Origin of the sequence: Actinoplanes campanulatus (assembly GCF_014647795.1) — a bacterium.
Classification (GTDB): Bacteria; Actinomycetota; Actinomycetes; order Mycobacteriales; family Micromonosporaceae; genus Actinoplanes; species Actinoplanes campanulatus.
Genome location: NZ_BMPW01000017.1, coordinates 33731 through 50771, shown reverse-complemented (window position 1 = coordinate 50771; position 17041 = coordinate 33731). Strand labels below are relative to the sequence as shown.

The 17041-nt window shown below is 71.8% G+C and carries 18 protein-coding genes; 9 read left to right on the top strand and 9 right to left on the bottom strand.

The features are described from left to right. Window positions 1–4 precede the first annotated feature (4 nt). The 5 genes from IEZ13_RS29350 to IEZ13_RS29330 all read right to left on the bottom strand — a co-directional run bounded on the left by IEZ13_RS29350 (window position 5) and on the right by IEZ13_RS29330 (window position 4092). On the bottom strand, window positions 5–943 hold the full coding sequence (locus IEZ13_RS29350) for a tyrosine-type recombinase/integrase (RefSeq protein WP_183224539.1): 939 nt from the start codon (window positions 941–943) through the stop codon (window positions 5–7). A gap of 4 nt (window positions 944–947) precedes the next feature. After that, window positions 948–2555: an ABC-F family ATP-binding cassette domain-containing protein gene (locus IEZ13_RS29345; RefSeq protein ID WP_221245926.1), complete on the bottom strand. Its 1608-nt coding sequence runs from the start codon at window positions 2553–2555 to the stop codon at window positions 948–950. Between the two features lie 225 nt (window positions 2556–2780). Further along, entirely contained in the window at window positions 2781–3077 is a 297-nt protein-coding gene (locus IEZ13_RS29340) for a hypothetical protein (RefSeq protein WP_183224766.1), read from the bottom strand. After that, window positions 3074–3757, bottom strand: coding sequence for a hypothetical protein (locus IEZ13_RS46925; RefSeq protein ID WP_229795182.1), 684 nt, complete (start codon window positions 3755–3757; stop codon window positions 3074–3076). The genes IEZ13_RS29340 and IEZ13_RS46925 overlap by 4 nt, the downstream gene beginning before the upstream one ends. Beyond that, window positions 3754–4092 (bottom strand): PadR family transcriptional regulator, encoded by a 339-nt coding sequence (locus tag IEZ13_RS29330; RefSeq protein ID WP_229795180.1) that lies wholly within the window; start codon window positions 4090–4092, stop codon window positions 3754–3756. The genes IEZ13_RS46925 and IEZ13_RS29330 overlap by 4 nt, the downstream gene beginning before the upstream one ends. A gap of 126 nt (window positions 4093–4218) precedes the next feature. Between IEZ13_RS29330 and IEZ13_RS29325 the strand changes: the two genes are divergently transcribed. After that, window positions 4219–4731, top strand: a complete 513-nt coding sequence (locus tag IEZ13_RS29325; RefSeq protein WP_183224537.1) for a hypothetical protein — start codon at window positions 4219–4221, stop codon at window positions 4729–4731. Beyond that, entirely contained in the window at window positions 4731–5075 is a 345-nt protein-coding gene (locus IEZ13_RS29320; protein ID WP_183224535.1) for a PadR family transcriptional regulator, read from the top strand. The genes IEZ13_RS29325 and IEZ13_RS29320 overlap by 1 nt, the downstream gene beginning before the upstream one ends. Window positions 5076–5438: 363 nt before the next feature. Here the strand turns inward: IEZ13_RS29320 and IEZ13_RS29315 are convergent, their stop codons facing one another. Beyond that, complete coding sequence (locus tag IEZ13_RS29315) at window positions 5439–6215, bottom strand: endonuclease/exonuclease/phosphatase family protein (RefSeq protein WP_183224533.1); 777 nt, start codon at window positions 6213–6215, stop codon at window positions 5439–5441. Between the two features lie 119 nt (window positions 6216–6334). Here IEZ13_RS29315 and IEZ13_RS29310 point away from each other — a divergent pair, with 119 nt between their 5' ends. From IEZ13_RS29310 to IEZ13_RS29300, 3 genes are all read left to right on the top strand, one after another. Continuing rightward, a complete protein-coding gene (locus IEZ13_RS29310; protein WP_183224531.1) occupies window positions 6335–7096 on the top strand; it encodes a sulfite exporter TauE/SafE family protein in 762 nt (253 codons plus the stop codon). Window positions 7097–7114: 18 nt separating this feature from the next. Then, window positions 7115–7591 (top strand): heme-degrading domain-containing protein, encoded by a 477-nt coding sequence (locus IEZ13_RS29305; RefSeq protein ID WP_183224529.1) that lies wholly within the window; start codon window positions 7115–7117, stop codon window positions 7589–7591. A gap of 63 nt (window positions 7592–7654) precedes the next feature. Beyond that, on the top strand, window positions 7655–8620 hold the full coding sequence (locus tag IEZ13_RS29300; protein ID WP_183224527.1) for an NAD-dependent epimerase/dehydratase family protein: 966 nt from the start codon (window positions 7655–7657) through the stop codon (window positions 8618–8620). Here the strand turns inward: IEZ13_RS29300 and IEZ13_RS29295 are convergent. After that, window positions 8617–10281, bottom strand: coding sequence for an FAD-binding dehydrogenase (locus IEZ13_RS29295; RefSeq protein WP_183224525.1), 1665 nt, complete (start codon window positions 10279–10281; stop codon window positions 8617–8619). The genes IEZ13_RS29300 and IEZ13_RS29295 overlap by 4 nt on opposite strands. 134 nt (window positions 10282–10415) lie before the next feature. Here IEZ13_RS29295 and IEZ13_RS29290 point away from each other — a divergent pair, with 134 nt between their 5' ends. The 4 genes from IEZ13_RS29290 to IEZ13_RS29275 all read left to right on the top strand — a co-directional run bounded on the left by IEZ13_RS29290 (window position 10416) and on the right by IEZ13_RS29275 (window position 15242). Then, window positions 10416–11900, top strand: a complete 1485-nt coding sequence (locus IEZ13_RS29290; protein ID WP_268240151.1) for an IucA/IucC family siderophore biosynthesis protein — start codon at window positions 10416–10418, stop codon at window positions 11898–11900. A gap of 23 nt (window positions 11901–11923) precedes the next feature. Continuing rightward, window positions 11924–13489, top strand: a complete 1566-nt coding sequence (locus IEZ13_RS47605; RefSeq protein WP_183224523.1) for an IucA/IucC family protein — start codon at window positions 11924–11926, stop codon at window positions 13487–13489. Further along, window positions 13482–14606, top strand: coding sequence for a type III PLP-dependent enzyme domain-containing protein (locus IEZ13_RS29280; protein ID WP_183224521.1), 1125 nt, complete (start codon window positions 13482–13484; stop codon window positions 14604–14606). Before IEZ13_RS47605 ends, IEZ13_RS29280 begins: the two co-directional genes overlap by 8 nt. 75 nt (window positions 14607–14681) lie before the next feature. Next, a complete protein-coding gene (locus IEZ13_RS29275) occupies window positions 14682–15242 on the top strand; it encodes a hypothetical protein (RefSeq protein ID WP_183224519.1) in 561 nt (186 codons plus the stop codon). A gap of 112 nt (window positions 15243–15354) precedes the next feature. Here IEZ13_RS29275 and IEZ13_RS29270 read toward each other — a convergent pair whose 3' ends face one another. Both IEZ13_RS29270 and IEZ13_RS29265 read right to left on the bottom strand, forming a co-directional pair. Beyond that, a complete protein-coding gene (locus IEZ13_RS29270; protein ID WP_183224517.1) occupies window positions 15355–16347 on the bottom strand; it encodes a MerR family transcriptional regulator in 993 nt (330 codons plus the stop codon). Window positions 16348–16350: 3 nt separating this feature from the next. Next, a complete protein-coding gene (locus IEZ13_RS29265; RefSeq protein ID WP_183224515.1) occupies window positions 16351–16971 on the bottom strand; it encodes a HEAT repeat domain-containing protein in 621 nt (206 codons plus the stop codon). Window positions 16972–17041 lie beyond the last annotated feature (70 nt).

The following is a 17041-nucleotide window of genomic DNA, read 5'->3' as shown; positions in this document are numbered from 1 at the left end:
CGTTTCACCCCCTGTTGCGGCGGGCACGGGCCGCCGCAATCGTGTACGCGGGGTCACGGTCCAAGTTGTAACGGTCACGGTCGTAGCGGCGCGTGGTACGCGGATCGGCGTGGCCCATGGCGTCCTGCACGTCTTCCAGCGGTACGCCCTCGGCGCGGGCCGTGGTGGCGAACGAGTGCCGCAGCGAGTGCGGCGACAACCGGTCGGCCGAGGCGATGCCGGCTTCCGCGGCCAGCCTGCGGACCAGCCGGAAGATGGCGTGCCGGTCGACGCGGGAACCGGTCGAGGTGACGAACAGCGGCCCCGGCCGGCTGCCCCGTTCGGCCAGGTAGTCGTCGAGGGCCGCCGCCACGGCCGGGGTCACCGCCCGGCGGCGGGCCTTGCCGCCCTTGCCGGTGAACCGGACGGTACGGTGGCCGCGTTCGTGGCCGAGGTCGTCGAGGTTCAGCCCGACCAGCTCACCGACGCGCAGCCCCAGATCGGCCAGCACGGTGATCATCGCGTGGGTGCGGCGGCCGGCCCGCCCGGCGGCCGCGAGCAGCGCGTCGACCTCGGCCGGGGTGAGCCCGACCGTGGACGAGTGGTCCCGGTCGACCTGCGGGCGGTCCGCGCCGCCGACCGGGTTCGCCGGCACCGCCCGCAGTTTGACCAGGAAGTCGTACCAGCTGGACAGGCCGGACAGTTTCCGGGCCACCGAGGCGGGCGCCAGCGGCCGGGCCTCCAGCTCGCGGGCGTAGGAGTTGACGTCCAGGAACGAGGCGTGCAGCGGGTCGAGGTCACGGCCGGCGCACCAGGTGAGCCAGCCGTCGACGTCGCGCCGGTACGCCGCCCGGGTGTGTTCCGACAGCCGCCGGTTGGCCAGCCACGCGTCGGTGAACTCACGCGCGCCCGTGCCGATGACGGGTTCCCGGCCCAGGTGCGGCTGCAACGACATGCCCGTCATCGTCTCAGTTCTCGATCAACTGGCCGTCCGCGACATGCCAGTGCCGGCTGTGACCGATCGCATCGGCGAAATACCGGTCGTGGCTGACCACCAGCAACGTCCCCCGGTAGCGGCGCAGCGCCTCCTCGACCACGTCGAGTGCGGCGAAGTCGAGGAAGTTGGTCGGCTCGTCCAGCAGCAGGATCCGTGACGGGCTGTTGACCAGCACCGCGAGCAGCAGCCGCCGCAGCTCCCCCGCCGACAGGTCCCTCGTCGACGCGTCCCACTGGTCGGCGTCGAACTGGTGCCCGGCCAGCAGCTTCTCCGCGTCGTCGAGGTAGACCGGCACCCGCGCGCGGAAGAACTCCATCACCGTCGTGGTGTCGCGCAGCCCGTCGTCGGTCTGCGGCAGCACCGCCACGTCGCCGCGATGCCGGTCCGCGATCGAGCGCAGCAGGGTCGTCTTGCCCGCCCCGTTACGGCCGGTGATCACTATCCGGTCGCCGCGGGTGACGTCCAGGTCGACGTCGCGCAACAGAACCCGGTCACCGTGGGTCACGTTGAGGTCGCGAACCTTGAGGACGATCTCGCCCGGGTCACCGTCGTCGCCGGGGAAGGCGAGCGTCAGCGGCGGGCGGGTCCGCGGCCGGGCGATCCACGACACCGACGCCATCTGCCGCCGCAGCCGCCGCTCCCGGACCTTCGCCTTGCGGGCGACCAGCCGGGCGACACGTTTGATGTGCGGGGCGGCGGCGCTGGCCGGGGTGGTCAGTTCGACGCCACGGGCGTACCCCTTGGTCTTCTCGATGTCGGCTTCCCACCGGATCCGGTCCTTCTCCTGCGCCTCGTAGTCGAGCAGCAGCTTCTCCCATCGCCGCTGCTTCTCGGCGCGGTAGGCGGTGTAGCCGCCGCCCGGATAGTCCTGCGGCTGCTCGTCGATGCCGTCGAGCTCGACGATCCGGGTGACGACCTCGTCCAGGAACGCCCGGTCGTGGCTGACCGCCAGCACCCCGCCCTCGAAATCGCGCAGCCACTGCCGCAGCCAGGCCGCGCCCTCGGCGTCGAGGTGGTTCGTCGGTTCGTCGAGCAGCAGCAGGTCGGGTGCGGCGAGCAGGGCCCGGGCCAGCATCAGCCGCGCCTGCTCGCCGCCGCTGACCGCCCGCAGCGGCAGGTCGTCGTCGAGGTGGTCGATGTCCAGGCGCTGCCGGATCTCGGTGAGCCGGGTCTCGGCGGTCCAGCCCTCCAGGGCGGTCCAGCGTTCCTGGACGGCCGCGAACTCCTCCAGGACGTCCTGGCCTTCGGCCAGCCGTTTCTCCAGCTCGCGCAGCCTCGCGGTCACGTCCGCGAGCTCGCCGAGGCCGCCGGTGAGAAACGCGCCGACTCCCCCGTCCGGGTCCGGCATCCGTTGCGGGACGTACGCGACGCGCGTGCCCGCGGCGAGGCCGAGGTGCCCTTCGGTGGGGGTGAGCTCGCCGGCCAGCACCCGCAGCAGGGTGGTCTTGCCGGCGCCGTTGGGGCCGACGACCCCGATCCGGTCGCCGGGGCGCAGCACCAGGTCGAGGCCGGAGAAGAGCAGGTCACCGTCGTGGGCGCGGCCCAGCCGGACGGTCTTGAGATGAGCGGACTGTTGCAAGATCTACTCCAGGGGAGAGTGCGCCGACAGGGGATCTGGGGGTCGGTTGTCTCTCACATCGCGCTGGTGCGCTCCCGGTTCTCTCGGCGTCAGGTCCGGCTCCCACCATGCCCGCCGCTCCCGCCCCGGCGCAACCGGAATATCCACTCACCCTTGTCGAATAATACGGCCGCCGATACATGTCGCCTCGGCCACGCCGCCGCTCGGGGAGCAGACCCGTACGGATCATCTGACCGCCGTGCCGGAAGGAAGCACGACGGAACGCCGGCCGGCACGGCGATGCCGGGAAGCGGGATCCGGGCCGGATCGGTGGAAGGCCCGGGCGGCGGCGAACGCGGCGACGGTCATCATGCCGATCACACCGGCACCGGCGGTCGCCGCGCCGCCCTGACCGAAGAGCAGAACCGTCACCGTGGCCGGGGTACCCATCCCCGCGATCACCAGGGCCCAGCCCGCCAGCCGCACCCGGGCCCGCTCGCCGCTGCGCAGGTCACCGCCCGGCGGCAGGGTTCCGGCGGTCATGGCCGGGCCGCCTTGCCCCGCACGACAGCCGCACGCAGTTCGGCCCGCAGGACCCAGGCACGGTCGAAAAGCCGCAGCCCGTATATCACCTGGGCCGCTCGGGAGGCTCCGGCCGCGGCGAGTTCGTACAACTCGGAGGCGAATTCGTCGGCGTACCGGGAACGCGCCCCAGCGGGCAGCACCCTGGCCGCGCCGCGCGTGAGCCGCGCGGCCATACGCGCCGGCCTGACCGGACCCGACGCCGCCTCCTGGCCGGCCGGAACGCATGCCGCGAGATCCGCGACCAGCGCTTTGGCCGTGCAGCGCGCGGCGTCGATGGCCTCGATGAGATCCCAGAGACGGTCGAGGTCCAGGTGGCAGGCGCGTGCGCGGGCGCCGGCCCGGTTGCGGGCACGGTCGAGGTCGAGAGCGCGGGCGACGTCGCGGGCGATGTCGTGAGCATGGATGAGGTCATGGGCACGGACCAGGTCGCGGTCGCGAACGCGGGCCCGGACGCGGGCCAGGACGAGGACGCGGTAGAGGCCGCTGGCGAGGTCACGGGCGGGATCGAGATCGAGATCAAGGTCGAGGTCGAGGGTGAGGTCGCGGGCACGGTCGAGGGAGAGAGTGAGGTCGCGGGCCTTGAAGAGGGCGAGGACGACCGTGGGAACACGAATGCGCTGGGCGCGGAGAGTCTTCATCCGGCACCTCCGGGGGAGGCGAAGTCGGGTCGCAGTCCGGGTAGAAGCCCGGTGAGCGGGGTACGAGCGGTGTCCAGGGCATGCCGGGCGTGCTGGGCGCCGTCCGGGCTGAGCCGGTAGTAGCGGCGCCTGGGCCGGCCCTCGGTTGCGGGGTCGATGTCCTCCCACCGCGACTCCAGCCAGCCGAGACCTTCCAGGCGGGCCAGGATCGGGTGGATGGTGCCGGTGGCCAGGCCGGCGGCCTGGCTGATCTGCAGCCCGTACAGCTCCCGGGCGGGATGTTCGAGCAGCGCACGCAGCACCAGCTGGGTCTGCAGCGTCATCTTCGGAGGCATACCCTAACGCTAGCTAGGGGTCCCCTAGATCACTGCGAAACGGCGCACGGACGCCCGGCCGCACCGGCCTCACCCGATCCGGATAGTACGGTTGACGTTATATGACGTCGCCCGTAGGTTGTTGACATGTCTGCTTCCGACTGGCCGCGCGCCGAGCCCACCCTGGAGCGCTTCTACCGCCGTCTGCTGCACGCCTACCCGAGCCACTACCGGCGCATCCACGCGAACACCGACGTCACCCGGTCCACCGTCTGGTCCACCGTGTCGACCGTCGACAACGGATGGATGCGGCCGCTGGTCACGGCCGGTCTGCTGGCCGGCGCCCTCACCGGGTGGCTGATCGCGGCCGCGGCCGCCCAGCGCCGCTCCCGCCCGGCCGCGGCGACCGCCGTGTTCGCCTTCGCGGCGCTGACCCTGCCGGTGCTGTCGGTCGCCGACACCCTGACGAACCTCTTCCACCGCGCCCACCTGGGAGCGACAGTGCATCACGTGCTGGTCACATCGTCGTACTGGCAGTCCGGTCCACCGTGGCTCAATCCGGCGCTCACCGTCGCCGGCCTGACGCTGACCGTCGTCACGGTCGTGGTGTCCCGGCTCTCACACCCGGCCGGGCCGACGATGCGGGAGGTGGCCGGCTGATGCAGGAGCCGACGTTTCTGATCCTGACCGCGCTGGCCGCGCAACCGCTGCACGGTTACGGCATCATCCAGTCCGTGATCACCCTGTCCGAAGGCGAGGTCAAACTGCGTCCCGGCACCCTTTACGGCGCCCTGGACCGGCTCGCCGAGCAGGGCCTGATCGAGGTCGAACGTGAGGAGGCCGTCGAGGGCCGCCTGCGCCGCTACTACCGGCTCACCGACGACGGCGCCTCCGCTCTGGCCACCGAGGCAGAACGGCTGCGCCGCCGCGCCGCTGCCGCCGAGGCCCAGCTCAAGGACCGTGCCGTCCCCGGCTTCGGCCATCGCGCCCCCGGCGTCGCCTGACGACTGCGTGTGCTGTGCCGGTCGTCGTCACGGGGGCGATCGAACGGCACAGCACGCGAGGGCTACCGGCGGTGCTCGGTCACCTCGGCCCGCGACCACGATCGCGTCCTCCGTCCAGGCCGGCCGCGAGCACACGAAAGACGCCCTGTGTGCGGTGGCCGACCTGATGGTCGGGGTGAGTCCTCACGGCGGCGCGGTCGTGTGCGGTGGCCAGTGCCGGGGAAGCCGCGGGTGACCACCGAGCTCAGCCCGGCAGGCGCAAGCATGCAGCCAGATCGCGCGGCCGGGCGGGGCGGCCCCGAACACGGCGGGACAGGGCCACCCGTACCGGAAAGGAAGCGGAACGCGGACCGCAACCCGGCTTCAACGGCGGTCGAGACGCACGACGAGCGGGCGATGGTCGGAGATCGGCTGCGACGGGGTGCGCACCTGCACGACCCGGCCCAGATCCGCCACCCCCCGCGGATCGGCGAGCACATGATCGAGCTGGGTCTTCGGCGCCGGGCTGGGGAAGGTCGCGGCCCGCGCCAGCGGCCGCCAGCCGGTGAACGCCCGCACCGGCCCGGCCGGCATGTTCAGGTCGCCGAGCAGCACCCGCGGCGCCGGCAGGGCCCGCAGCGCGCGCACGGCATGCCGCAGCTGCCGCACGTTCCAGCCCGGCACGAACGACAGATGCGTGGTCGCCACCGTCATCGGCCCCGACGGGGTCTGCACGACGGCCGCCAGCAGCACCCGCGGCTCGTCGCGCAGTAGCAGCAGACCACCGTCCGGGGCCAGCACCGGGGAGCGCACCGGCGCGCCGGGCAGTTCGGTGATCTGCCAGCGGTCCACCGGGTACCGCGACACCAGGGCGATCCCGTACTGCGGGTGGGCGATGTCGGCGCCGGAGTGCCAGGGTTCCCACGTCTGGCCGGGGGTGCCGACGACGGCGGCGGCGAACCGGTGGGTGGTGGCATCGAGGGCGTCGGCGGCCAGCGCGGTCAGATCGAGCAGCCCGGAGCGCGGCTGGGCCCGGTCCACCTCTTGCAGTCCCAGGACGTCGGCGTCGAGGTCGGCGATCGCGGTGCGGATCCGGCCGGCGTGTACGGTGCCGTCGGACAGTGATCTGCCGTGCAGCAGGTTGAAGGTGGCCAGGCGCACCAGCCGACCCTAGCCAACGGGGTGAGTGGGATGTTTATCAAGGCAGTGTTGTGCCTGGCGTTGTTGTTCATCGCGGGTGCGGCGTTCGGGATCTGGCTGCAGAAGGCCCGGGGCCGCCGGTGATCGCCACACTGCTGGTGGCGGCCGCGGCGGCGGGCTGGGTGGACGCGGTCGTCGGCGGGGGCGGCCTGTTGTTGCTGCCGGCGCTGATGCTGGCCGCGCCGCATCTGCCGACGGCGACGGCGCTGGGGACGAACAAGTTGACGGCGATCTGCGGCACGAGCACGGCGGCGGTCACCTACGCCCGCCGCACGAAGATCGACTGGCGGGTGGCGGGCCCGTCGGCGGCGCTGGCGCTGATCTGTTCCGGCTGCGGGGCGCTGCTGGCCGGCGGGATCCCGGCGACCGCGTTCCGGCCGCTGATCATCGGCGTGCTGGTGGCGGTGGCGGTGTTCGTCACCGTACGCCCGCAGATGGGGTTGATGGAGCACCCGGAGAAACGCACCCCGTGGCGCCGGGGTGCCGCGGTGGCCGTGGCCGGCGGTCTCATCGCCACCTACGACGGGCTGATCGGCCCGGGCACCGGCACGTTCCTGGTGCTCGCGTTCACCACCATCGTCGGCGCCGACTTCGTGCACGGCTCGGCGATGGCGAAGATCGTCAACACGGCGACGAACCTGGGCGCGCTGACCGTGTTCGCCGCGACCGGCCATGTGGCCTGGAAACTCGGCCTGGGTATGGCGGTGTGCAACGTGATCGGCTCGGTGATCGGCGCCCGGATGGCGTTGAAACGCGGCGCCGGCTTCGTCCGCGTCGTGCTGCTGGTGGTGGTGCTGGCGTTGATCGCCCGCCTGGGATACCTGCACTGGCAGGAAAGCTAGGACGACACAATGGGCGGCATGAGCGACGACCTGGACCAGTTGATCAAAGACATCGAACAGCAGGAGGCGCGGCTGGTGTTCCCGGGTTTCACCGAAGCCGACGCATGGGCCCTGGGCTGCCTGCTGGTGAACCTGGCCACCGAACGGCGCCTGCCGGTGGCCATCGACATCCGCCGCGGGCAGCAGCAGCTGTTCCATGCCGGGTTGCCCGGCTCGAGCGCCGACAACGACACCTGGATCGAGCGCAAGGTCCGCGTCGTCTACCGGTTCGGCGCCTCCTCCTACCTGGTGGGCCGCCGGCTGGCCGCGCATGGCCGCCAGCTCGACGCCTCCCAGGGCGCCGACCCCACACTGTTCGCGGCGCACGGCGGCGCGTTTCCGGTACGGCTCGCCAACGCCGGCGTGATCGGCGTGGTCACCGTGTCCGGGCTGCCGCAGGCCGACGACCACGCCCTGGTCGTCGAGGCGATCGAAACGTTCCTGGCCGTCGACTGACGCCCTCTGCTGTCGGCAGAGCCGCCTGGGCGTGTCGCCGCACGGTCGGGCAGGCTCGCCGGTATGCGGATTCTCATCCTGGGCGGAAGTGGTTTCGTCGGGCGGGCCACCGCCGAACTGGCGGTGGCCCGCGGCCACGACGTGACGGTGTTCAACCGCGGTCGGCGCGACCCGGTCGCACACGTGACCACCCTGACCGGCGACCGCCTGGCCACCGGCGGCCTGGACGCGCTGCGCGACGGCGCCTGGGACACGGTGATCGACACCTGGTCGGCCGGCGCCGCGGCGGTCGGCGCGGCGGCGGCGCTGCTGTCCGGCCGGGCCACCAATTTCGTGTACGTCTCCAGCCGGTCGGTCTACCGATGGGATCTCGACGCCCCACCGCTGGCCGAGGACTCACCCCTGGCCGACGTCGACGACCCCGGTTACGCCGGCGACAAGCTGCGCGCCGAGATCGCGACCGCCGCGTTCGACGGCCCGGTCCTGCTCGCGCGTGCCGGGCTGATCCTCGGCCCGTACGAGGACATCGGCCGCCTCCCCTGGTGGCTGGGCCGCCTCCACACCGGCGGCCCCACCCTGGCGCCCGGCCCCCGCGACCTCGCCCTGCAGTACATCGACGTCCGCGACCTGGCCGCGTTCCTGCTCGACGCCGCCGGCCGGCACGGCCCGTTCAACGTGGTCAGCCCACCCGGCCACACCACCATGGGTGAGCTGCTGGACATCGCCAACGAGGTGACCGGCGCTCACGCCGACCTGCGGTGGCTGCCGGGCGAGGACATCGCCGCCGCCGGCGTGCAACCGTGGACGCAACTGCCGATCTGGCTGACACCCGAGACCGGGTACGCGTTCATGCACCAGGGCGACGTCGGCAAAGCCCTCGCCGCCGGCCTGTCCTGCCGGCCGGCCCGTGACACGGTCACCGACACGTGGACGTGGCTGCAAACCCTGCCGGGCGGTGCGCCGCAGCGCACCGACCGGCCGCAGCCCGGCCTCGACCCGCAGATCGAGGCCAAGCTCCTCGGCATCTAGAGGCTGGCCGCCGCATGCCGGCCGGCCGCCCGGCCGGAGAACAGGCAGCCACCCAGGAACGTGCCTTCCAGGGCGTTGTAGCCGTGCACACCGCCGCCACCGAATCCGGCGACCTCCCCGGCCGCGTACAGGCCGCCGATCGGCGCCCCGTCGGCGCCGAGCGCCCGCGAGTCCAGGTCGGTCTGGATGCCGCCGAGCGTCTTGCGGGTGAGGATGTGCAGTTTCACGCCGATCAGCGGTCCGGCCGCCGGGTCGAGGATCCGGTGCGGGGCCGCCGTACGCCCGATCCGGTCGCCGAGGTAGCGGCGCGAGTTGTGGATGCCCTGCACCTGCGCGTCCTTGGTGACCTTGTTGGCGATCTGCGAGTCCCGCGCCTCGATCTGCGTCCGCAGCATGCCCGCGTCGAGCAGCGGCTGCTCGGTCAGCTTGTTCATGCCGGCGACCAGCTCGTCGAGGGTGTCGGCGACCACGAAATCGGCGCCGTGCTGCTTGAACGCCTCCACCGGCGCGGGCGCGCCCTTGCCGAGGATCCGCTCCTTGAGGAAGCCGCGCCGGTCACCGGCGGTGACGTCCGGGTTCTGTTCGCTGCCGGACAGCGCGAACTCCTTCTCGATGATTTTCTGCGACAGCACGAACCAGGAGTGGTCGTGGCCGGTCGACCGCAGGTATTTGAGCGTGCCGAGCGTGTCGTAGCTGGGGAAGTAGGGGGCGGGCAGGCGGCGGCCGAGCGCGTCGAACCACATCGGCGACGGCGCGGACAGGATCCGGATGCCGTGGCCGGGCCAGATCGGATTCCAGTTGCGGACACCTTCGACGTAGTGCCACATCCGATCACGGTTGACCAGCCGCACCCCGGCGGACTCGGCGATGCCCAGCATGCGGCCGTCGACATACGCCGGAACACCGGTGATCATGCTGGCCGGTGGGGTGCCGAGCCGCGCCGGCCAGTACTCGCGCACCAGATCGTGGTTGGCGCCGATCCCGCCGGTCGTGACGATCACCGCCTGCGCCCGCAACGCGAAGTCACCGACCACATCCCGGTTGGAGGACACCCCGCGAGCCGAGTCGTCGGCGGCCAGCAGCACCCCGCGCACCCCGACGACCGTGCCGGCCTCGACGATCAGCTCGTCGACCCGGTGCCGGTGGTGAAACCGCAACCGGCCGGTCCGGGCCGCCTCCAGCGCGGCCGCCGCGAACGGGGCGACCACCCCGGTGCCGGTGCCCCAGGTGACGTGGAACCGCGGCACCGAGTTGCCGTGCCCGTCGGCGCGCAGGTCACCGCGTTCGGCCCAGCCGGCGAACGGCAGCCACCGCAACCCCATCCCGGACAGCCAGGACCGTTTCTCGCCGGCCGCGAACTCGACGTACGCCCGCGCCCACTTGACCGCCCACTCGTCCTCAGCGCCCGCGCCGAGCCGGTCGAAGCCGGCGCTGTTGCTCCAGTCCTGCCAGGCCAGCTCGACGCTGTCGGTGATGCGGGCCCGTTTCTGTTCCGGGCTGCCGACGAAGAACAGGCCACCGAACGACCACCACGCCTGCCCGCCCAGGTTCGCCGGGTTCTCCTGGTCGACCAGCGCCACACTCTTGCCCGCGGCGGTGAGCTCGTGGGCCGCCGCCAATCCGGCCAGACCGGCCCCCACCACGATGACGTCGACGTCCACGACACACACCCCTTCACCAATGAATACGAGAATTTATCGGATTAGCGGCGTGGGGGAAATCCCCGAATGTGATCACCACCGCTGACGAAGTGTCCCCGCCGGACAGCCACCGCCCCGACCGCGACAATGAGCCTGTGCCGACCACCACCGCCGACCCCGCCGGCACCCGAAAGCAACTCGCCGACCTGCGCCCCGACCTGCTCACCGGCTACGACACCGCCCTGCCCGCAGCCCACGCCGCCATCCTCGCCCGGCTGCTGCTCGCCCTCGAACACGAACCACTGCCCGGACTGCTCACCCGCCACCACCACGACGGCCGCACCCACCTCCGCTTCACCCACACCACCGTCACCTACCCCACCACCGCGGCCACCCCCTTCACCGAACCACCCGCCGGCCTGACCGTGGCCGTGGACGGCACCGACGTCACCGACCCGGCCGCCCTCACCGCCCACCTGTGGCCCGCCGCCGCACTGGCCGCCGAAATCGCCAACAGCGTCGCCAACCTGGCCCTGGCCCGCGCCGCCAACCCCACCCCGCAAGCTCTGCCCGACCCCACCGAACCCGGCCACCTCGAACAACTCCTCGTCGACGGCCACCCCCTGCACCCCTGCTGCCGCACCCGCGGCGGCATGACCGTCGCCGACCTGCTCGCCTACGCCCCCGAACACCACCCCACCTTCCCCCTGCGCCGCCTGCGCGTCCCACAAAACCGCTGGTACGGCACCGCCTACCCGATCCTCTACGCCCACCCCTGGCAAGCCGCCCACCTCCTCGACCGCCACCCGTGGCTCACCGACGACGGCCCCACCACCCCCGTACGCCCCCTCATGTCACTGCGCACCGTCGCCCCCATCGACGGCGGCCCCCACATCAAGACCGCCGTCGACATCCAGATGACCTCCGCCATCCGCACCGTCTCCCCCGCCGCCGTCCACAACGGCCCCCGCCTCTCCACCTTCCTCGACACGCTCACCGCCGACCTGCCACTCGACGTCCTCACCGAAACCGAAGCCGGCGCCGCCATCACCGACCACGGCCCCGACCGGCACCTCGCCCACCTCATCCGCCAAGCCCCACCACCCGGCGCCATCCCCCTCGGCGTCCTCGCCACCACCCCCGCCATCCTCGACACCATCGACGACCCCTACACCTTCATCACCGACCTCGGCACCGTCCTGTTCGCCCCCCTCGCCACCCTCCTCGACCGCGGCGTCGCCCTCGAAGCCCACGGCCAGAACACCCTCATCCTGCTCTCCGGCGGCCGCCCCACCAGGACCATCTACCGCGACCTCGGCGGCGTCCGCGTCCACACCACAGCCGGCGCCCCCGACCTGCACGGCGACCTCCCCACCGACGACCCCGCCGAACTGCGCACCAAACTCGCCGCCGCAGCGCTGGCCACCGTCGCCCGCCAGACCATCACCGCACTGAGCCGCCACCACCACGCCGAACCCGACAAGCTGTGGCGGCTACTCGCCACCGCCCTACGTCACGCCGACCCGAAACTGCGCACCGACCCCCTGCCGGTCAAAGCCACCACCGCCATGCGCCTGGCCGCCGACCCCCTGCACGACCAATGGACCCACCTACCCAACCCGATGGCCGCGTTCGCCTGAGCCACCCGCGAAAAGGACCACCCATGATCCGCATCGCCACCGCCGCGGCCCACACCGAAGCCGCCCTCACCGTCCACGCACCCCACCTCGTCGACGGCTTCCTCAACCACCTGCCCCACGCCGCCGACACCGTCGGCCGCCGCCTGCGCGCCGCCCTCGCCCGCGAAAACCTCACCCCCGCAGGCCCCGGCGGCCACACCCACGCCTTCCACCGCGTCGAATACCCGACCGCCGGCGTCGACGACCCCGTCGACCTGCTCACCGGCATCGACACCACCGGCACCATGACCGCCGAGATCCGCAACGCCGTCCTCAACCTCGCCCTCGCCCTCGCCCGCTACGACGCCCGCATCCCCGCCGACACCGACCCCGACACCACCGCCATCCACCTCGAACGCCTCGCCGTCGCCGGCCACAACCTGCACCCCTGCGGACGCACCCGCCTCGGCTGGGACACCGCCGACGTCCTCGCCCACGACCTCGAAGCCGGCCACACCGCCATCCGCTTCATCGCCGTCCAAGATCACGCCCACCTCGGCGACGACCTCGGCGCCTGGCTCAACCTCCCGCAACCGCCCCCCGGATACCGCATCCAACCCGTCCACGCCTGGCAACACGACACCGTCCTGCACCGCTACCACGACCTGTTCACCGACGGCACCCTCCGCCGCGTCGACGGCCACCTCGACGCCATCCCCACCGCCGCCCTGCGCACCCTCCTGCTCCCCGGCGGCACCTACCTGAAAGTCAGCCTCGACATCCAGGTCACCTCCACCCGCCGCAGCATCAGCGTCGCCTCCACCCGCAACGGCCCCGCCCTCTCCCACCTCCTGCACAAACTCGTCGACAACGACCCCGACGGCCACCGGCTGATCCTCATGACCGAAACCGCCGGCGCCGCCGTACCCGCCGGATCCGGCCGCGACCTGTCCGCCATCACCCGCACCGGACTCACCGGCCGCCTCCAACCCGGCGAACACGCCATCCCCGGCGGCGCCCTACCCGCCTACGACCCCGCCACCCGCACCACCGTGATCGCCGGCCTCGTCGACGCCACCGGCGGCAACCCCGCCACCTGGCTCACCGACTACACCCGCCTCCTCCTACCCCCACTGCTGCGCCTGGCCACCCACGGCATCGCCCTCGAAGCCCACCTCCAGAACTGCCTGCCCACCTTCCTCGGCGGACACCCCCACCGCCTCGCCCTACGCGACTTCGCCGGCCTGCGCCTGCACCCCGGCCGCCTCCACCAGGCCGGCCACACCATCGACCTGTGGCCCGGCAGCGTCATCGCCACCGACGACACCGAGATCCTGCGCGCCAAACTCGGCTACACCGCACTCCAGGCCCACCTCGGCGAACTCGTCATCCGCCTCGGCGAAACCCACAACCTCGACGAGAATCACGCCTGGCGGCTCATCCGCAACGTCGTCGACGAAACCTACGAGGCCCTCGGCGCCCACCCCCACGCCGCCGCCGACCACACCTGGCTCATCGCCCCCACCGTCCCCCACAAAGCACTCGTCCGCATGCGCCTCGCCGGCACCGGCGACATCCACATCCCCGTGAAGAACCCGCTGCATGTCTGACCACCACGACCTGCTGCGCCAACTGCCGGCGCCCCGCTGCGCCTACCTCTACGACACCCGCATCCTGCGCGCACGCGCCACCCGGCTGCGGGCCGCGCTTCCCCCCGACACCACATTCCTGTACGCGGTGAAAGCCAACGGACACCCGCACGTCGTCCGTACCCTTGCCGGGGTCTGCGACGGTCTGGAAGTCGCCTCCGGAGGCGAACTCGCATTGGCCGTCCAGGCCGGCGCCCGCCGCATCGCCTTCGGCGGCCCCGCCAAAACCGACACCGAACTCGCCGCCGCCATCACAGCCGGCGCCCTCATCAACGTCGAAAGCGCCCACGAACTACGCCGCCTCACCGCCCTCGGCCACCGCGGCGACATCTGCCTGCGCATCAACCGGGCCGGCCCCGCCCTCTCCGGCAGCCACACCATGACCGGCGTCCCCACCCCGTTCGGCATCGACGAAACCCAACTCCCCGGCATCCTCGAAAACCTGCCCGACGGACTCCAGGTCATCGGCTTCCACCTGCACGCCGTCTCCAACAACCTCGACGGCCGCGCGCACGCCGCCTTCCTCACCGAAGCGATCGGCTGGTCCCTGAAAACCGCGCACCGGTACGGGCTGAGCATCCGCATCGTCAACGCCGGCGGCGGACTCGGCGTCGACTACCAGTCCGACCAGTCCATCGACCTCGCACCGCTCGCCTCAGTGCAGGTGCCCGACGGCCTCGAACTGATCCTCGAACCCGGCCGCTGGCTCACCGCCGACGCCGGCTGGTACGCCACCGAAGTCCTCGACCTCAAAACCACCCACGGCCGCACCTTCGCCGTCCTCCGCGGCGGCACCCACCACTTCCGCCTCCCCGCCGCCTGGGGCTACAGCCACCCCTTCACCGTCCTACCCGTCGACGACTGGCCCCACCCCTACCCCCGCCTCTGCGTGACCGACACCGAAGTAGACGCCGTCGGCGAACTCTGCACCCCCCGCGACGTCCTCACCCGCGGCCACCACGTCACCCGCCTACGCACCGGCGACCTGCTCCTCTTCGCCCGCGCCGGCGCCTACGGCTGGGACATCTCCCACCACGACTTCCTGCGCCACGACCCACCCACCTTCCTGACGATCTAAGGGTGACCACCTCCGGGAACTCTCCGGGTCCCGGCCCGGAGGCGCCCCAGGGCCCACCCCACCAGGATCGTCCACATGACACGCGCCGCACTCCTGCTCGGCCCACTCGCCATGACCGCCTACGGGATCACCCGCATCATCGGCCGGCTCGACGACCAGTACGGCCCCGGCGCCGACTGGCAACTCGCCCACCTCTTCGGCCTCGCCGGCATGCTCCTGTTCATCCCGATCATCTGGCACCTGCGCGCCCACACCCGCCCCGGCCCACTACGCGAAACCGTCACCGCCGCCACCCTGCTCGGCCTCGCCGCCTCGATCATCCAGTTCAGCGCCGACATCACCCAGGCCGCCATCGCCACCGACCGCGCCGAACTCGTCACGCTGCAGCACGGCTTCACCGACCTGCCCGGCGTCCAACTCGCCATCTACGACATCGGCCCACAACTGTTCTTCATCGGCATCGTCATCCTCGCCGCCCTCACCCGACCACTGCCCTGGTGGAGCCCCGTCCTCCTACTCACCGCCGTCCTGCTCGCCGCCGTCGACCTCAACCTGCTCCCGCTCACCGGCCTGCTCATGCTCGCCGCCCTCCACCCCCTCACCCGTCGCCCCACCCCGCTCCCCGCCACCCGGTAGAGGCGTCGGCATTCGGCGGGCGCGCACCGGCACAAAACCCGAAATGGCGGCGATCTTGGACGTTTGACCACCAACACGGGTGGTCGAACGTCCAAGATCGCCACCATTTCGACTAGAGCGGGCGCTGCAACAACGTCCCCGCGAACAACGCCACCGCCCGGTCACCGTCACCCGCCAACACCTCCAGCAGACCCCGCCCGACATCCCCCGGCAACTCCGCCAACGCCTGCACCAACCGAATCCGCACCGCCTGATCCCCGGCATGAACAACCAACTCACCAGCCAACGCCGAAACGATCCCCTCCGCGTGCCCCGCCCCCGCCAACCCACCCAGAACCTCAGCCGCCTCCACATCATTCACACCATCGACCACCATGCCGACCAGCACCGGAACCGCCGCCACCACACCCCGCGACCCCAACGCCAAAGCCGCCGGCCCCCGCACCGACACCTCCGCATCACCGAGCGCATCCACCAGCACCGCCACCACCCCGTCACCCGGCATCTCACCCAGCGCCACCACCGCCCGCCGCCGCACCGCGGCATCCACCGACGACACCCCCACCGCCAGGCTCGAAACCCCCTCACCACCGCAACGCGCCAACGCCCACCGCAACGCACCCGCCACATTCGGATCCGCCTCAGCCAGCACCGCCCCCGCCAGCAACTCCACCGGCACCGGCACATCCTCACCGGCCAGCACCGCCTGCTGCCGCCGCGCCGCATCCGGCGACCCCAACCCCCGCATCAACTCCACGATCCGCAACACATCCGGCCACCCCGCAGGCGACGACGCATCCACCGCACGAAGCCGCTCCAACAGCTCCCGCTCCCGCCGCACCCGATCCTCAGCCCACCGGATCAACTCACCGATCAACGCCGCCGGCTCGAACCCCGGATCCCCCAGCGCCTGCCCCACCTGCCGCAACGACAACCCCAGCGACCGCAACGCCTCCACCTCGAAGATCCGCCGCAGATCCTCCGCCCGATACTCCCGATACCCACCCACCGTCCGCCCGGTCGGCCGCACCAACCCCAGAGACTCGTAATGGCGCAGCATCCGGGAACTCACCCCCGAACGCCGCGCCACCTCACCGATCAGCACCCGCTACCCCAGCGCCATGATCCGCGTCGCCTCATGAACAGCGGCGTCGAAACCCACCTCCGGGTCCCGCAACAACACCCCGGTCGCCGCCGCATGCTCCCGCACCGCCACATCCGCACTCCCCATCGCGGCCTCCAGCACCGGCACGACCACCGAACCCAGCCCGACCAGCGCCCGACTCAAACTCAACCGCCGCTCCCGGTCCCCCCGCCCGAACTCCCGCGCCAACTCCCCGGCCAGCCGCTCACCCTCCCCCTCGGGCACCAGCGCGACCGCCGCACGCCACGCCGCCCGCGCCACCTCGTCGTCACCGTCATGCAACAACTCACCACTGACCGCCGGATACACACCCCGGTCACCGATCTTCGACAACGTGTGCAAAGCCTGACTCCGCGCCTGAGCAGCCGAAGACCCCAACTCCACCCGCAACCGCGGCACCGTCACCTCAGCCGGCAACCGCGTCAACGCCCACGTGAGCATGTCCCGCACGAAAAAGTCCGGCTCCACCGCACACCGCCCCACCAGCGCCTCCAACAGCCCCGGCTCCGCACCCGTCCCCGCAGCCATCACCGCCCGCAACCGCACCGACGACTCCGCCGCACTCAACCCGTCAACAATGCCCATACACCCAGTCAAGACGTTGCCACAGTGTCAAGGTCAAGGCGTACGGTTACCCTCCGGCTGTTTCCCCGAT